The sequence below is a fragment of the Curtobacterium sp. Curtsp22 genome, assembly GCF_059492135.1.
This window is the reverse complement of record NZ_CP168519.1, coordinates 3,258,889-3,273,408: the sequence shown is the minus strand read 5'-3', so window position 1 is coordinate 3,273,408 and position 14,520 is coordinate 3,258,889. Positions and strand designations below refer to the sequence as shown.

The window sequence follows — 14,520 nt, the reverse complement described above, 5'->3', positions numbered from 1 at the left end:
TCCGTGTGTCCGGAGGACGAGCCACCGCTGCGGTCCTCATCTCCCCACCTCGGCGCGTTCGGATCATGAAGAACATCGTGTACGGCCTGACCGCCGTCCTGACCTCGGACGAGGCCGCGGACGCCGTGCTGGACTACGCCGCAGCCCTCGCGCACGCCGGACTCGCGGACACCGTCGCCGTCCCCACCGTCGATGCGTTCGGGAGCACCACGACGACCTCGTTCCTGCTCGCCCCGGCGCTCGGGCTCCTCATCGAGGACGCCGCCGACGATCCGCTCGGCCCCGACACGGCCGCCTTCGTCGAGGAGATCTCGTGGCGGGCGCGCGCTGTGCGCTGCACGCCGCCGCACGCCTGACGCGCTCACGACCGCCGGACGGGAGGCGCGGCGCCAGCCCGCACCGCGCCTCCCGTCCGCCGTCGCGAAAGCGACACGTCACAGCGGACCTCCGGCGCACATCTGTCGCCCTGGCGACACGGACGCGAGCCGCGCGCGGCACGGTGTCGCTTCCGCAGCACGGACCGCGCCGCACCGCCCGACGGACGGGAGGCGCGGTGCCGGTCCGCACCGCGCCTCCCGTCCGCCGTCGCGCACCTCGCGCGTCCACCGACACCTCACGCGCCAACAGCCCCGTGACCTGTCGCCCACCCCGGGAAGTCGCGACCGCGCCGCGCTCACCCCGCGGCCGCGCCGCACGGCAGAAGGCGCCGGTACCGCGAAGCGGTCCGACGCCCTCTGTGCTCACTCGACGCCCGCCGCAGCGTGCGCCGAGGCGTCTCAGCCGATCGACACGGCGGTCCAGGAGACCGGCGGGAGCTCGATCGTGATGGTGTCACCCTCGCGGCGGACGGACTCGTTCGTGCGGAGCCCGACGCGCTCGGTGTTCGCCAGGTCGTTCACGGCGTGCAGGTCGTCGTCCCAGACGCCCTCGGCACGGACGTCACCGTCGACGGACAGGCCGGCGAGGTCGATCGTGACCGTGGTCGACTCCGACGGGTGCCGGTTCACGAGGAACACCGCGGCGCCGTCGTCCGAGACCGTGGCGGCCGAGTCGACGACCGGGACCTCGCCGTACTTGCCGCCGTCGACCGTGTCACCCGAGGCCTTGACCTGCAGCGACGTGCCGTTGGCGAGCTTCGACGTCAGCGAGAACGGGAAGAACGTCGTCTGGCGCCAGGCCGGGCCACCGGGCTCGGTCATGATCGGGCCGATGACGTTGACGAGCTGCGCGAGCGAGGCCGAGGCGACGCGGTCGGCGTGCCGCAGCAGCGAGATGAGCAGGCCACCGACGACGACGGCGTCGGCGACCGTGTAGACGTCCTCGAGCAGGCGCGGGGCGACCGGCCAGTCCTGCAGCTCGAAGGTCTTCTGCTGCTCGTTCCACTTCGAGATGGACCAGACGTTCCACTCGTCGAAGGAGATGTCGATCCGCTTGTCGGACTTCTTCTGCGCCTGCACGTGGTCGGCGGCGGTCGTGACCGTCTTGATGAAGTGGTCCATGTTCACGCCGGAGGCGAGGAAGGAGGCGAGGTCGTCGCCCTCCTCGTAGTAGGCGTGGGCGGAGATGTAGTCGACGTCGTCGTAGGTGTGCTCGAGGACGGTCCGCTCCCACTCGCCGAACGTCGGCATCGACGCCCCGGAGGAACCGCAGGCGACGAGCTCGAGGTCGGGCTGGATCTGCCGCATGGCCTTGGCGGTCATGGCGGCGAGCTTGCCGTAGTCCTCGGCGTTCTTGTGACCGAGCTGCCACGGGCCGTCCATCTCGTTGCCGAGGCACCACATCTTGATGGCGAAGGGCTCCTGGCGGCCGTTCGACTTCCGGTACTCGCTGAGCGCGGTGCCGGCGTCGATGTTCGCGTACTCGAGGAGCTCGATGGCCTCCTGCGTGCCGCGCGTGCCGAGGTTGACGGCGAGCATGAGCTCCGAGCCGACCTGGTCGAGCCAGTGCTGGAACTCGTGCAAGCCGACCTCGTTCGTCTCGGTCGAGTGCCAGGCGAGGTCGAGTCGGCGGGGGCGCTGCTCGACCGGGCCGACGCCGTCCTCCCACTTGTAGCCGGAGACGAAGTTGCCGCCGGGGTAGCGGATCGCGGACACGTTGAGTTCCTTGACGAGCTCGACGACGTCCTTGCGGAAGCCGTGCTCGTCGGCGGTCTCGTGCGACGGCTCGTGGATGCCGTCGTAGACGTGGCGTCCGAGGTGTTCGACGAACCCGCCGAACAGGCGACGTCGCACCGGCCCCACGGTGAACGCGGCGTCGAGGACGAGGTGTGTGCGGGGCATGGATCTCCTTCGATCGTGGGGCTGCCTGCGCTCGGCGAAAGTGAGCGCTCACGTTTCCGAAACGCTAGCGGCTTTCGGCGCGACACGAAAGGGGGCGGCCACGAACATCACGGATCGGTCGTCACCCGCGCCGAAAGGGTGGCGGCACGCCGGGACGCGCGCTAATGTGAGCGCTCACGGAGCACCGACCCTGCTCCGACTCGGCCCGTCCCGATGGAGTGATGCCATGCCGAACCGAATCCCCGTACCCACCCCGCACCCACGAGGCGGCGCCTTCACACGGCGGAGCCTCCTCGCCGCGGGCGCAGCCGCCGCGACGGTCCTGCCGCTCGCCGCCTGCTCCAGCCCCCTCGCCGCCGGCATCGCCGGTGCACCGCTCAACCCGGAGACGCTCGTCTTCTGGAACCTGTTCGGCGGCGGTGACGGCCTCCGCATGCAGGAGATGGAGGCCGGCTACGCCAAGCAGCACGGCGGCTCGTCCTCGCTGCAGGCGACCACGTTCGCGTGGGGCAACCCGTACTACTCCAAGGTCACACTGGCCACCGTCGGGAACAAGCCGCCGGACGTCGCGATCGCCCACCTCACCCGGGCGAAGCCGCTCTGGGACGGCGACCTGCTCGACCCGATCACGAGCGACGACCTGGCGAGCGTCGGACTGAGCGCCAGCGACTTCAACCAGAAGGCCTGGACGGCGCAGAAGACCGACGGCAAGAACATCTGCGTGCCGCTCGACACGCACCCGTTCGTCCTCTTCTACAACGTTGATGTCTGCCAGAAGGCCGGCCTCATCGACAGCGACGGCAAGCTCAAGGACCTGACCGGGATCGATGCCTTCGAGAGCGCGCTCGCCGCGGTCGCGAAGGTCACCGGCGGCACGGCCCTCAACGTCGCCAACGTCAGCGAGATCGCCACCCCGTGGCGGTTCTTCTGGACGATGTACAACCAGATCGACGGTGCGACGCCGTTCATCAGCGACGGCGGCGCGAGGCTCACCGTCAACGAGGACGCGTACACGAAGGTCACCGACATGACCCAGAAGTGGGTCAAGAACGGCTGGCTCAACAAGGGCCTCGACTACGCCACCGCGCAGACGCTGATGTTCACCGGCAAGGCGGGCTTCTTCATGCAGGGCGAGTGGGAGATCAGCACGGCGCAGTCCATCAAGGGTCTCAAGTTCGGCATGGCGCCGATCCCGCAGCTCTTCGACAAGCCCGCAGCGCAGGCCGACTCGCACACCTTCATCCTGCCGAGGAAGGACCGCACCCCGGAGCAGCGCAAGGCGCACATGCTCTTCATCAAGCAGATGCTCGAGCAGAGCCTCACGTGGGCACAGGGCGGCCACGTGCCCGCCTACCTGCCGACCTACGACAGCACCGCGTACAAGAAGCTCGAGCCGCAGGCGAACTACGCCTCGGCCGCCGAGACCGCGGTGTTCGACGACCCGGCCTGGTACGGCGGATCGGGGTCGACCTTCGAGAACACGGTCGGCGCCCAGCTCGCCCTCATCCAGCAGGGCAGCAGCTCCCCCGCGCAGGCCATGTCCGCGATCAAGTCCCAGCTGTCCACCTACCTCAACACCCCGAGCCCGCTGTAAGCCCGCGCGAAAGGCACGATGACGTGACCACAGCACCTGTCCTCGACCGGCCCACCGACGCCGCCACGGCGCCGCGTGCACGCCGGGCCGGCTCCTTCCGGACCAGCCTCACGCGCGGCCAGGGCCGCACGGGGTGGCTCTTCCTCGCCCCCTTCGGCCTGTTCTACCTGGCCTTCCTGCTCGGCCCCACGGTGTGGATGATCGTGTCGAGCTTCTTCAACACCTCGACGGTCCGCACCGGGCTCGGCAGCTTCGCCGGGTTCGCGAACTACGCCGAGATGCTCGGCCGTGACGACTTCTGGTCGTCGCTCTGGCACACCCTGCAGTTCACGCTCTACACGACGCCGCCGCTGGTCATCCTGGCGTTCCTCTTCGCCGTGCTGACGAACCGGATGAACCGCGGTCAGTGGTTCTTCCGACTGGCGTTCTTCCTGCCGTTCATCCTGCCGTCGGCGACGATCTCGCTGATCTGGGTGTTCATCTTCACCCCCGCGACCGGTCTGTTCGCATCGATCCAGTCGGCCCTCGGGCTGACCCCCGGCGCCGGTGTCCTGGCGAGCCCGAACACCGCGATGATCGGTGTCGCGATCGCCACGGTCTGGTGGACCCTCGGCTTCAACTTCGTGCTCTACCTGGCCGGCCTGCAGGAGATCCCGCGCGAACTGTACGAGGCGGCGGCCGTCGACGGCGCGTCGAACTGGCAGCAGATCAAGTCGATCACGCTCCCGCTGCTCGGCCGCACCACGACGCTGGTCATCCTGCTGCAGATCATCGCCAGCCTGAAGATCTTCGACCAGGTGTACCTGATGACGAACGGCGGACCGGGCATCTCGACCCAGGTCTCGCTGCAGCTCATCACCGGCGTCGGCTTCACCGACAACCGACTCGGCGCAGCATCGGCCGCATCGGTGCTCCTGTTCATCGTGATCATCGCGATCGCGATCATCCGGCAGATCGTCGAGCGCGCTGCCGCCAAGCGAGAGATGGGTGCCTGACGTGACCACCACCGAGAGCATCACGACCGACCGCCCGAAGCTCCGCACCGGGGTCTCCGCCGCGGCACCGGCGAACGCCGCCAAGATCGGCGTCTCCGGCAAGGGCTTCAACCTCGTCGCCGGCATCGTCCTCGGCGTCTTCGCGGTGATCTGGCTCATCCCGAGCCTGTTCGCCCTGAAGACGTCCCTGTCCGACAACGGCGTCGCGGCCCTCGGCGCCAACTCGATCCTGTCGAACTGGAACCCGACGCTGCACTCCTACGCGGCACTGTTCCAGGCCGGCGACATCTGGAACTGGTACCTGGCGAGCGGCATCACGAGCCTCGTGACGACCGCCCTGACGGTGCTGTTCGCGTCGATGGCGGCGTTCGCGCTGTCCCGGCTCGCCTTCCGCGGGCGGAACGTCGCGTTCCTGCTCATCATCCTGGGCATCATGATCCCGACGCAGGTCCTGATCATCCCGATCTTCCAGGAGCTCAACTCGGTCGGCCTGCTGAACACCTACTGGTCGGTCATCTTCCCGCAGGTGCCCGCCGTGATCGCGGTGTTCATCTTCAAGCAGTTCTTCGACGGCATCCCCCGGGAGCTCGAGGAGGCGGCGCGCATCGACGGCGCCGGCATGTGGAAGATCTACTGGTCGGTGATCCTGCCGCTCTCGCGTCCGGTCATCGCGGCGGTGGCGATCCTGACGTTCGTCGGGGTCTGGAACAACCTGCTGCTGCCGCTGTTCGTGCTGTCGAACCCGGACCTCATGACGATCCCGGTCGGGCTCGCCACGGTCCAGGGCAGCTTCGGTCAGCGCTACGCGGACATCCAGGCCGGGGCGATCCTGGCGGCGCTGCCGCTGATCATCCTGTACCTGATCTTCCAGCGGCAGATCGTCGAGGGCGTGACGGGTTCCGGCCTCAAGGGCTGACGCGACCACAGGACGGACGGGAGGGACGGTGCCAGCTGGCACCGTCCCTCCCGTCTCGCATGTGGGAACGTACCTGGCCGGAACGGGCGTACCTGGTCCGTATTTTCGTAGCAGTACACCCGAATCGATCAGGTGTATCCGGCACGCCTGATCGGAACGCGCCCGGTGCGGGTCAGGCGGAGACGGACTCGCGGGCCTGGTGCTTCCAGAAGCCGGAGAACGTGATCCGGGACTTCGGCAGGCCGGCACGGTGCAGGTGTCGACGTCCCTCCGTCGCGAGCGTCGACTCGCCCACGACGAAGGCGTAGCCGCGGTCGTCGGCCGGGACGTGCCGCTGGAGCTCGGCGAGCGCCGCCCGACCCGGGACCGTGTGCGGGGCGACCTCGTCGCGGACGATCCACGTGACGGTGACACCCGTGGGAGCGTCGAGGGGGCGGACGTCGCCTCTTGACGGGACCTCCTGGATGATGCGGCCGACCGCGTCGCGCGGGAGCGAGGCGGCGATGCCGACGATCCCGGGGAGCCCGGTCTCCTCGGCGGCGACCAGCACCTCGCTCGTGTCGGGCGGGCAGTCGAAGATGCAGCCCTGGTCGAGCATCGCGAGTTCGTCACCGGGGCGGGCGTCGCAGGCCCAGATGGCTGCACGACCCTCGGGGGTGCCGTCCGCGTCGGTGTGCACGACGAAGTCGACGTCGAGTTCGGGTGTGCCGTCGGCGAGCCGGCGGAAGGCCGCGACGGTGTAGTTCGCGCAGTGCGGGCGGACGTCCTCGGGGATGGCGAGGTAGGTCGGCCACCACTTGGTGCCGTCGAGGTCGGGCATCCGGAAGGCGTCCTGGTCCGGGCGCTGCACGAACAGGCGGAACCAGTGGTCGAACCCGAGGTACCGGAACTCGCGCAGGTCGTCGCCGGTGACCGTGACGCGGTGCATCGACGGGCTGACCCGTTCGGTGCGGACGACCCGCGCGCGGAAGAGCCGGGGGTTCTCGGGCAGGAGCCGCGGGATCTTCGCCATGAGGCAAGGCTAACCTAAGATGATCTCCGTGCCAGCCCCCATCCCCACCCTGGCTCCCGTCCGGGAGGCCCCCGCCACGCGTCCGACCGACGCGCTCGGCGTGCACCGAACCGCCGTCCGACGCCGGGCCCTGGTGATCGTCGCGCTCGTCGTGGTGCTCGCCCTGGTGGCGGTCGCGAGCCTGCTCCTCGGCAGCAACCGGATCGGCGCCGACCGCGTCCTCGACGGGCTCATGCGCACCGGCAGCAGCACGGACGAGGCGATCGTCTGGGGTTCCCGCATCCCCCGCACCCTCATCGGTGCCGCGGTCGGAGCGGCGCTCGGGATCGCGGGCCTGCTCATGCAGGGGCACACCCGGAACCCGCTCGCCGACCCCGGCCTGTTCGGTGTCTCGTCCGGTGCCGGCCTCGCGGTCGTGATCGGCGTCTACGTGTTCGGCATCACGAGCACGGGCGCCACGGTGTGGTTCGCGCTCGTCGGGGCCCTCGTGGCGAGCGTGGTCGTGTTCTCGGTGACGATCGCGGGCAGCGGGACCGCGAGCCCGGTGCCCCTCGCCCTCGCCGGCGCCGCGGTCTCGGCGCTGCTCGGTGCCCTGACGTCGTTCGTGGTGCTCACCGACCAGGACTCGCTCGACGCGTACCGGCTGTGGGTCGTCGGGTCGCTCGCGGCACGGCAGCTCGACGTGCTCGGAGCCGTCTGGCCGTTCCTCGTCGCCGGACTCGTGCTCGCCGTGCTGAACGTCCGGGCGCTCGACGCGCTCGGGCTCGGGACGGACCTGGCGAAGGGCCTCGGCGAGAACGTGCTCGTCGCGCGGCTCGTCGGACTCGGCGGCATCACGCTGCTCGCCGCCGGGGCGACCGCCGCCGCGGGGCCGATCGGGTTCGTCGGCCTCACGGTGCCGCACGTCGCCCGGGCGCTCGTCGGCACGGGGCACCGCTGGACCCTGCCGGTGTCCGCGCTCGTGGGTGCGGCGCTCGTCGTGCTCGCGGACGTGGTCGGTCGCCTGATCGGCGGCTTCGCCGAGGTGGAGGTCGGCATCGTCCTGGCCGTCATCGGCGGGCCCGTGTTCGTCGCGGTCGCACGTCGCCGATCGCTGGTGTCGCTGTGAGCGCGGCGGAGCAGGCGCGAACGCGCACGGAGGCGCAGGCGCGCACGGGAGCACACCCCCGTGCGCACGCCGCTGCCGGCCGTCGCGGCGTCGTGGTGGGTCCCGTCGGGCTCGCCTGGCGCCCCCGCGTCTTCTGGTACACGGTCGCAGCGCTCGGTGCCGTCGGCGTCCTGATCGTCCTCGGTGTCGCGATCGGCTCGACCTGGATCGCCCCGGTCACGGTCCTCCGCTCGCTGTTCGGGCTCGAGACGGGACCGGACGCCTTCATCGTCTCCACCCTGCGCCTCCCCCGCGTCCTCACCGGCGCACTCGTCGGCCTGACCCTCGGCGTCGCCGGCGCCCTCACCCAGACCTTCACGCGGAACCCCCTCGGGACGCCCGACATCATCGGGGTGACCTCTGGCGCGAGCGTCGGAGCGGTGGCCGCGATCGTGCTCGGCGGCGGGTCGTACTCGGTCTCGGCGATCGTCCTCGGCGGTGGCATCCCGGTGGCCGCGACGATCGGTGCGCTCCTCGCGGCCGCGGCGGTGTACGGGTTCGGGTGGCGCGGCGGCGTGCAGAGCTACCGGCTTATCCTCGTCGGCATCGGGGTGAGCGCCACGCTCGACGCCGTCACGAGCTACCTGCTCGTCCGCGCGAAGATCACGGCGGCAGCGGCGGCCTCGCAGTGGCTCGTCGGCAGCCTGTCGAGCACCTCGTGGTCGAGCGTCTGGCCGCTGCTCGTGGTCGCCGCGATCGCCGTCCCCCTGGCCCTGGCCACGAGCGCCGCCCTCGGCATCGGGCAGCTCGGCGACGAGGTCGCGACCGGGGTCGGCCTGGCCGTGCAGCGACACCGACTCGTCGTGATCGCGCTCGCGGTCGTCCTGACCGCCGCCGCCGTCGCCGCGGCCGGCCCGGTCGGCTTCGTCGCGTTCGTCGTCCCGCAGGTCGGGCTCCGGCTCGCCGGCACGAACCGTCCACCCCTGCTGCTCGCCGGAGCGCTCGGTGCCGCCCTCGTCCTCGCCGCGGACCTGCTCGCCCGATCGGCGTTCCCGTGGCAGGTGCCGGTCGGCATCATCACGACCGTGATCGGCGCCCCGTACCTGATCTGGCTCCTCATCCGTCACCGCAAGGAGATGTCCCGATGACCCCCACCCCGGACACCACGACCGCCGCCACCGTCCCCGTGCTCGAGGCCCGCGGGCTCGCGGTCGGCTACGACCGGCACCCCGTCCTCTCCGACCTCGACCTGCGGATCGAGCGGGGCACCGTCACGACGTTCCTCGGCGCGAACGGCTGCGGGAAGTCCACGCTCCTCAAGGCCTTCGGCCGGGTGCTCAAGCCCCAGGCCGGCGAGGTCCACCTCGACGGGACCCCGATCCGCCGGGAGTCGAACCGAGCGGTCGCGAAGAAGCTCGCGATCCTGCCGCAGTCCCCCGTGGCCCCGGCCGGCACGAGCGTCCTCGACCTGGTGATGCGCGGCCGGAACCCGCACCAGTCGTGGGCGAAGCCGTGGACCGCCGACGACGCCGACGTCGCCGAACAGGCCATCGCGGCGACCGGTCTGACCGAGGTCGCCCACCGGGACGTCGCGAGCCTGTCGGGCGGGCAGCGGCAGCGCGCGTGGATCGCGCTCGTGGTCGCGCAGCAGGCCGAGACGCTCCTGCTCGACGAACCGACGACCTACCTCGACCTGGCGCACCAGCTCGAGGTCCTCCGGCTCGTCCGGCGCCTCAACCGCGAACAGGGATCGACCGTGGTCATGGTCCTGCACGACCTGACGCTGGCGGCCCGGTACTCGGACCGGCTCGTGGTCCTGCACGAGGGCGGTGTCGCAGCGGACGGCACCCCGGCGGACGTCCTCACACCGGAGCTGCTGGAACGCGCGTTCGGGCTGCACGCCCGCGTCGTCGCCGACCCGGTGACCGGGGCCCCGATGATCGTCCCCGAAGCCGACGAGCACGACGTGGTCCGCCACGACGAACTGGCGGGCGCGCTCAACTTAGGTTAGCCTCTCCTAACGTGAAGACCTTCCGCCGCGGCTCCTTCCGCGCCGCCCTCGTGACCTCCGTGGCCGTCTCGGCCCTTCTCCTCGCCGGCTGCTCCAGCACGAACAGCTCCGACGACAGCGCCGGCAGCGGCAGCAGCGCCGCGGCCGACGGCGCCTGGTCGTACAAGGACGCCACCGGCACGACCGTCAAGGTCGACCACACCCCGAAGCGCGTCGTCGTGCTCAACGACATCGCGATCTCGTTCATCGAGTACGGGCTCAAGCCGGTCGGCACCTTCGGGCAGCTCACCATGGCGAAGGACGCCCGCTTCGACGACCTCGACACCGACGGCATCACGCAGCTCGGCGAGGCCTACGGCGACATCGACCTCGAGCAGCTCGCCGCGCTGAAGCCCGACCTCGTCGTCACCTCGGTCTACCCGACGGACGAGAAGGGCACGCTCGACACCACCCAGCCGGGCTACGGTTTCAAGGACAAGGAACAGCAGAAGCAGGTCCAGGCGATCGCTCCGGTCGTCCAGGTCAAGTGGGGCGGCAAGGGCGAGGACGTCATCACGACGATCGCCGACCTCGCCGAGTCGCTCGGTGCGAAGGAGTCCACGGTCGACGCGGCCGAGGACCGCTTCGAGACCGCAGCGGACGACCTCGAGAAGGCCGCGAAGGAGTCCGACCTCTCGGTCGTCTCGATGTACGCCGACGGCGACGGCGCCTACGTCACCCGCCCGAGCGACGAGCCGACGCTGCAGATGTACACGTCCTTCGGCGTCGACTTCGTGAACCCGAAGCCCAAGGGCTTCTACTGGGGCGTCTACTCGTGGGAGAACGCCGGGCAGATCACCGGTGACGTGATCCTGCTGTCACAGCAGGGCTACCAGGTCGCCGACCTCGAGAAGCAGCCGACGTTCGCCGACAACGCGGCGCTCGACGCCGGCCAGGTCCACAGCTGGACCTTCCCGGCGCTCGACTACGCGTCGCAGGCCGGCTACATGACGAAGCTCGCGGGCTGGCTCGAGGACAGCAAGAAGCTGTCCTAGTCGCCACCAGGTGGATGACGGGAGGCGCGGTGCCAGCTGGCACCGCGCCTCCCGTCCGTCACGCGTCGGCCCGGATGCGACCGAGCACCGCGCCCGCCGCCACCAGACGCTCGTCGTCCACGCCCGCCGTCGCGCGCGCGAGCACCTCGTGCTGCGCGTCCAGCGCTAGCGCGAGTGCTCCCGCTCCCCGCGGGGTGACCTCGATCAGCGACGAGCGCCGGTCGTCCGGGTTGGGGACACGACGGACGAACCCGTCGCGCTCCAGCCGGTCGACGATCTTGCTCGCCGCGCCGACTGTGATGACCACCGTGTCGGCGACGTCCTGCACCCGCGCCGCCCCGGCCAGCTCGTCGACCACTCGCAGTGCCGTCGCGAGCCCGAGCGACATGCCGCTCGCCGCGGTGACGGAACGGTCGACGGCGTTCCACAGCTCGATCTGGCTCCGCACCAGGGTGTCGAAGAAGCCGAGGCGGTCCGCCGGGGTCATCGCTGTGCCCCGTCGACGCGGACGACCAGCTTGCCGCGGACGGCTCCGGTCTCCATGTCGCGGTGCGCCTGGACGACGCCGTCCTCGGTGAAGTCGTGGACGCGCCCGATCGGGAACGACAGGGTCCCCACGGCCACGGCGTCCACCACGCGCTGCAGGACGGCCGCCGGCAGGTCCGCCGCGTCGCCCGAGTACGCCGTGAGCCGGACGCCGTTCGGGATGAAGTCGTTCGGGTAGAAGTCCGGAACGGTCCACTCGTCCGAGAGCATGCCCGTGAAGCACACGGTGCCGTGCACGGCGACGGACCGCAGCGTGTCCCGGAGCGCACCGGTGCCGACGAGTTCGACCGCGCCGTCCACACCGCCAGGCCGCACCGCGCGGACCTGGTCGGCCACGCTGCCGTCGTCGATGAGCACGTGGTCGACGCCGGCGGCGTGCAGGACGTCCGCGTTGGCCGCCGACCGCGTCGTCGAGAAGACCGTCGCACCGCGCTCCTTCGCGAGCACCGCGACCGCGAGCCCGACGGACGACGTGCCACCCCGGACGAGGAGCGACCCGCGGTCACGCAGGTCGACGCCCGTGGTGAGGGACCCGTACGCGGTCTGCACCATCTCGGGCAGCGCACCGAGCACCGCGGGGTCGAGGTCGCTGCGGAACGGGACGACGCTCGACACCGGGACGCAGGTGTACTCCGCGTAGCCGCCGTCGATCGTGCGCCCCATGCCGCCCATGAGCGCGGCGACCTGCTGCCCTTCGGCGAACTCGCCACCGGGTGCCCGGACGACCCGACCGACGGCTTCGATGCCGGGCACCCGCGGGAAGGAACCGAACGATCCGAGCCCCTGCCGGAAGTGCTGCTCCGACCGGTTCAGGCCGAACGCCTCGACCCGGACGAGGACCCAGCCCCGCTCGGGGTCAGGGATCGGCAGGGTCCGCATCCGCAGTGCCTCGGGCGAGCCGGGGGCGTCGAGGACGATCGCGCGCATCGTGTCTTCCATGCATCGAGATTAGCATTTCCTGGAAGATACTTCTAGCGATTCCTTCGGGTCATCCGGCGGGTACCGCCGCGTTGACCGCCGTCTGCACCTGCCGCCACACTGCCGCCCGGGTGCTCGCGTACGTGCCCTCGACGTTGTCGAAGTGCCGCAGGTTCGCCTTCCCGCCGTCGGTGTTCCCCTGCCAGTAGGCCGTCACCGCGCGGGTCGTCCCGCCGATGAGCCAGATCTGGTCGGCGTCGTCGGTGGTGCCGGTCTTGCCGAACAGGGTCGCACCGTCCGGGGTCTGGCCGCCGCTCGCGGTGCCGCCGCGGAACGCGCCCTGCATGACCTCGAACGCGGTGGTCGCGACGGCGGTCGGGACCGCCTGCCTGCACGAGCGCTGCTGGCCGCCGAGCTGCTCGCCGTCCCGCGAGGTCACCTGGTCGATGACGACCGGCGCGCAGTACACGCCGCCGTTCGCGACGCCGGCGTACGCGGCCGCCATGGTGAGCGGCGCGATGCTCGTCGTGCCGAGCACGGCTGCGGGGTTCGCCGGCAGGGCTCCCCCGGTCGCCGGGTGCACGCCGAGCGCCGCCGCGGTGTCGCGGATGTCGCACAGGTCGAGCTGCTCGGCCATCGATGCGTAGGCGGCGTTCACCGACTGCGCCGTCGCTGCGCGGACGGTGAAGGGGCCGGTCTGCCCCGTTGAGTCGTTCTTCGGGTTCCAGTACCGGTCGATCGGCTGCCCGCACTGCGTCCACGTGCTCCGTCCGTGCCGGGTACCGTCGACGACCGCGTCCGGGCTCTTGCCGGCGGCCAGCCACTGCAGGAGCGTGAACATCTTGTAGGTCGAGCCGACCTGGAACCCGGTCGAGTCGCCGTTCGCCTCGTCGGTCGCGTAGTTCAGCGAGGTCGCGCTCGCGGGCGCGTTCGACGAGCGGTCGTAGTCCTTGTTCTGCGCCATCGTCAGGACCCGACCGGTCCCGGCCTCGACCGTGTCCAGCGTGGCGCCGAGGGCGAACCGGGACTCAGTGGCCGGGTCGTAGCGGTCGAGCAGCGCCTTCTGCTGCCCGTTCAGGTCGAGGTCGAGGGTCGTCTGCACGCGGTAGCCGCCCTTCCGCCAGGCGTCGTCGCGGCGGTCCTGCGTCGGGCCGAGCTGCGGTAGTTCCCGCGCGGCCTCGACCGCGTACTGGCAGAAGAACTCGGCGCCGCGGGCGACGGCCTCGCACCCCTGCTGCGGGGGCGTCAGTCGGACGTACTCGGCCGGCTTCGACGCCAGTGCCTCGGTGAGCTCGGCACGGCTCAGGTGCCCCTGGTCGTGCATCGACCGGAGGATGACGTCGCGGCGGGCGACGTTGTCGGCGTAGTGGCTCGGGCGCGACAGGTCCCGCCGCTCCGGCCACTGCACGATCGCGATGAGCGACGCGGCCTCGGCCGGGGACAGGTCGGTGGCGTCCCTGCCGTAGTAGCGCTGCGCGGCGGCCTGCACCCCGTACGTCTGGTCGCCGAAGTACGCGATGTTGAGGTACGCCGACAGGATCTCCTGCTTCGAGTACTCCTTCGCGAGGCCGATCGCCAGCTTCATCTCGGCGAGCTTGCGCTGCGCGGAACGCTTCGTCGCCTCCTTGTAGGCGGCGTCGCGCTCCTCGGCCGTCGGGAGCTCGCTCGCCTGCTGGATCTTGATGTTCCGCACCAGCTGCATCGTGATGGTCGACCCGCCGGAGCCGCCCTTGCCGCCCGCGGCGACCACGCTCACGAGGGACCGGACCATGCTCGTCGCGTCGACGCCGCCGGTCTCGTAGAAGCGCTTGTCCTCGCCGTCGACGGCCGCGTGCTCGAGGGTGTCGCTGATCTGGTCGAGGCTGAGCTCCTGCCGGTTCTGCGCCCAGACGTTCGCCAGGTGCACCGGCTTCCCGCCGCGGTACGCCCAGACCTCGTTGCGCTGCGGCAGCTCGCCGATCTCGATGTACTCGGGCATCGAGTCGAAGACCCCGATCGCCGAGGTCGTCCCCACCCCGGCCACCGCCAGCACCGGCGTCACGCCGACCCCGACCAGCAACCCGGCGAGCACACTCCCGCCGACGAAGCCGAGCGCGGCTCCTCCTGCACGTCTGAACGTCATCCCCTG

General features: G+C 70.8%; 13 protein-coding genes. 8 read left to right on the top strand and 5 right to left on the bottom strand.

What is annotated here, in order from left to right:
• Window positions 1–65 precede the first annotated feature (65 nt).
• The gene (locus tag ACEN8D_RS15885) at window positions 66–356 is read left to right on the top strand and encodes a hypothetical protein (RefSeq protein ID WP_309780217.1); all 291 of its coding nucleotides are present in this window, start codon (window positions 66–68) and stop codon (window positions 354–356) included.
• Window positions 357–776: 420 nt separating this feature from the next.
• On the opposite strand, the gene arfA is transcribed toward ACEN8D_RS15885, so the two are convergent.
• Window positions 777–2,279 carry an arabinosylfuranosidase ArfA gene (gene arfA / locus ACEN8D_RS15880; protein ID WP_070418182.1) on the bottom strand — a complete coding sequence of 501 codons (1,503 nt, stop codon included), beginning with the start codon at window positions 2,277–2,279 and terminating at the stop codon, window positions 777–779.
• Between the two features lie 226 nt (window positions 2,280–2,505).
• Here arfA and ACEN8D_RS15875 point away from each other — a divergent pair, with 226 nt between their 5' ends.
• From ACEN8D_RS15875 to ACEN8D_RS15865, 3 genes are read left to right on the top strand one after another with little or no spacing between them, the layout of a single operon-like run.
• Complete coding sequence (locus ACEN8D_RS15875) at window positions 2,506–3,873, top strand: extracellular solute-binding protein (protein WP_413399524.1); 1,368 nt, start codon at window positions 2,506–2,508, stop codon at window positions 3,871–3,873.
• A 23-nt stretch (window positions 3,874–3,896) separates the two neighbouring features.
• Window positions 3,897–4,868: a carbohydrate ABC transporter permease gene (locus tag ACEN8D_RS15870; protein WP_413399525.1), complete on the top strand. Its 972-nt coding sequence runs from the start codon at window positions 3,897–3,899 to the stop codon at window positions 4,866–4,868.
• 1 nt (window position 4,869) lies between these two features.
• On the top strand, window positions 4,870–5,784 hold the full coding sequence (locus tag ACEN8D_RS15865; protein ID WP_083295235.1) for a carbohydrate ABC transporter permease: 915 nt from the start codon (window positions 4,870–4,872) through the stop codon (window positions 5,782–5,784).
• Between the two features lie 172 nt (window positions 5,785–5,956).
• Here ACEN8D_RS15865 and ACEN8D_RS15860 read toward each other — a convergent pair whose 3' ends face one another.
• Window positions 5,957–6,796: a siderophore-interacting protein gene (locus ACEN8D_RS15860; protein WP_413399481.1), complete on the bottom strand. Its 840-nt coding sequence runs from the start codon at window positions 6,794–6,796 to the stop codon at window positions 5,957–5,959.
• 28 nt (window positions 6,797–6,824) lie between these two features.
• On the opposite strand from ACEN8D_RS15860, the gene ACEN8D_RS15855 reads away from it, so the two are divergent.
• The 4 genes from ACEN8D_RS15855 to ACEN8D_RS15840 all read left to right on the top strand — a co-directional run bounded on the left by ACEN8D_RS15855 (window position 6,825) and on the right by ACEN8D_RS15840 (window position 10,928).
• Window positions 6,825–7,904: a FecCD family ABC transporter permease gene (locus ACEN8D_RS15855; RefSeq protein ID WP_254790889.1), complete on the top strand. Its 1,080-nt coding sequence runs from the start codon at window positions 6,825–6,827 to the stop codon at window positions 7,902–7,904.
• A gap of 92 nt (window positions 7,905–7,996) precedes the next feature.
• Window positions 7,997–9,031 (top strand): FecCD family ABC transporter permease, encoded by a 1,035-nt coding sequence (locus ACEN8D_RS15850; RefSeq protein ID WP_309780222.1) that lies wholly within the window; start codon window positions 7,997–7,999, stop codon window positions 9,029–9,031.
• Window positions 9,028–9,894: an ABC transporter ATP-binding protein gene (locus ACEN8D_RS15845; protein ID WP_413399483.1), complete on the top strand. Its 867-nt coding sequence runs from the start codon at window positions 9,028–9,030 to the stop codon at window positions 9,892–9,894. Before ACEN8D_RS15850 ends, ACEN8D_RS15845 begins: the two co-directional genes overlap by 4 nt.
• Window positions 9,895–9,905: 11 nt before the next feature.
• Window positions 9,906–10,928, top strand: coding sequence for an ABC transporter substrate-binding protein (locus ACEN8D_RS15840; protein ID WP_309886236.1), 1,023 nt, complete (start codon window positions 9,906–9,908; stop codon window positions 10,926–10,928).
• 58 nt (window positions 10,929–10,986) lie between these two features.
• Here the strand turns inward: ACEN8D_RS15840 and ACEN8D_RS15835 are convergent, their stop codons facing one another.
• Genes ACEN8D_RS15835 through ACEN8D_RS15825 form a run of 3 tightly spaced genes read right to left on the bottom strand, consistent with a single transcriptional unit; the run spans window position 10,987 to window position 14,514 of the window.
• Window positions 10,987–11,415 (bottom strand): MarR family winged helix-turn-helix transcriptional regulator, encoded by a 429-nt coding sequence (locus ACEN8D_RS15835; protein ID WP_413399541.1) that lies wholly within the window; start codon window positions 11,413–11,415, stop codon window positions 10,987–10,989.
• Entirely contained in the window at window positions 11,412–12,413 is a 1,002-nt protein-coding gene (locus tag ACEN8D_RS15830; RefSeq protein WP_413399542.1) for a zinc-binding dehydrogenase, read from the bottom strand. The genes ACEN8D_RS15835 and ACEN8D_RS15830 overlap by 4 nt, the downstream gene beginning before the upstream one ends.
• A 49-nt stretch (window positions 12,414–12,462) precedes the next feature.
• Complete coding sequence (locus ACEN8D_RS15825) at window positions 12,463–14,514, bottom strand: transglycosylase domain-containing protein (protein WP_413399543.1); 2,052 nt, start codon at window positions 14,512–14,514, stop codon at window positions 12,463–12,465.
• Between the last annotated feature and the right edge of the window lie 6 nt (window positions 14,515–14,520).

Coding starts and splice junctions, on each gene's coding strand:
- ACEN8D_RS15885 (WP_309780217.1), top strand. CDS start 66: ATGAAGAACATCGTGTACGGCCTGACCGCCGTCCTGACCTCGGACGAG.
- arfA (WP_070418182.1), bottom strand. CDS start 2,279: ATGCCCCGCACACACCTCGTCCTCGACGCCGCGTTCACCGTGGGGCCG.
- ACEN8D_RS15875 (WP_413399524.1), top strand. CDS start 2,506: ATGCCGAACCGAATCCCCGTACCCACCCCGCACCCACGAGGCGGCGCC.
- ACEN8D_RS15860 (WP_413399481.1), bottom strand. CDS start 6,796: ATGGCGAAGATCCCGCGGCTCCTGCCCGAGAACCCCCGGCTCTTCCGC.
- ACEN8D_RS15845 (WP_413399483.1), top strand. CDS start 9,028: ATGACCCCCACCCCGGACACCACGACCGCCGCCACCGTCCCCGTGCTC.
- ACEN8D_RS15835 (WP_413399541.1), bottom strand. CDS start 11,415: ATGACCCCGGCGGACCGCCTCGGCTTCTTCGACACCCTGGTGCGGAGC.
- ACEN8D_RS15830 (WP_413399542.1), bottom strand. CDS start 12,413: ATGGAAGACACGATGCGCGCGATCGTCCTCGACGCCCCCGGCTCGCCC.
- ACEN8D_RS15825 (WP_413399543.1), bottom strand. CDS start 14,514: ATGACGTTCAGACGTGCAGGAGGAGCCGCGCTCGGCTTCGTCGGCGGG.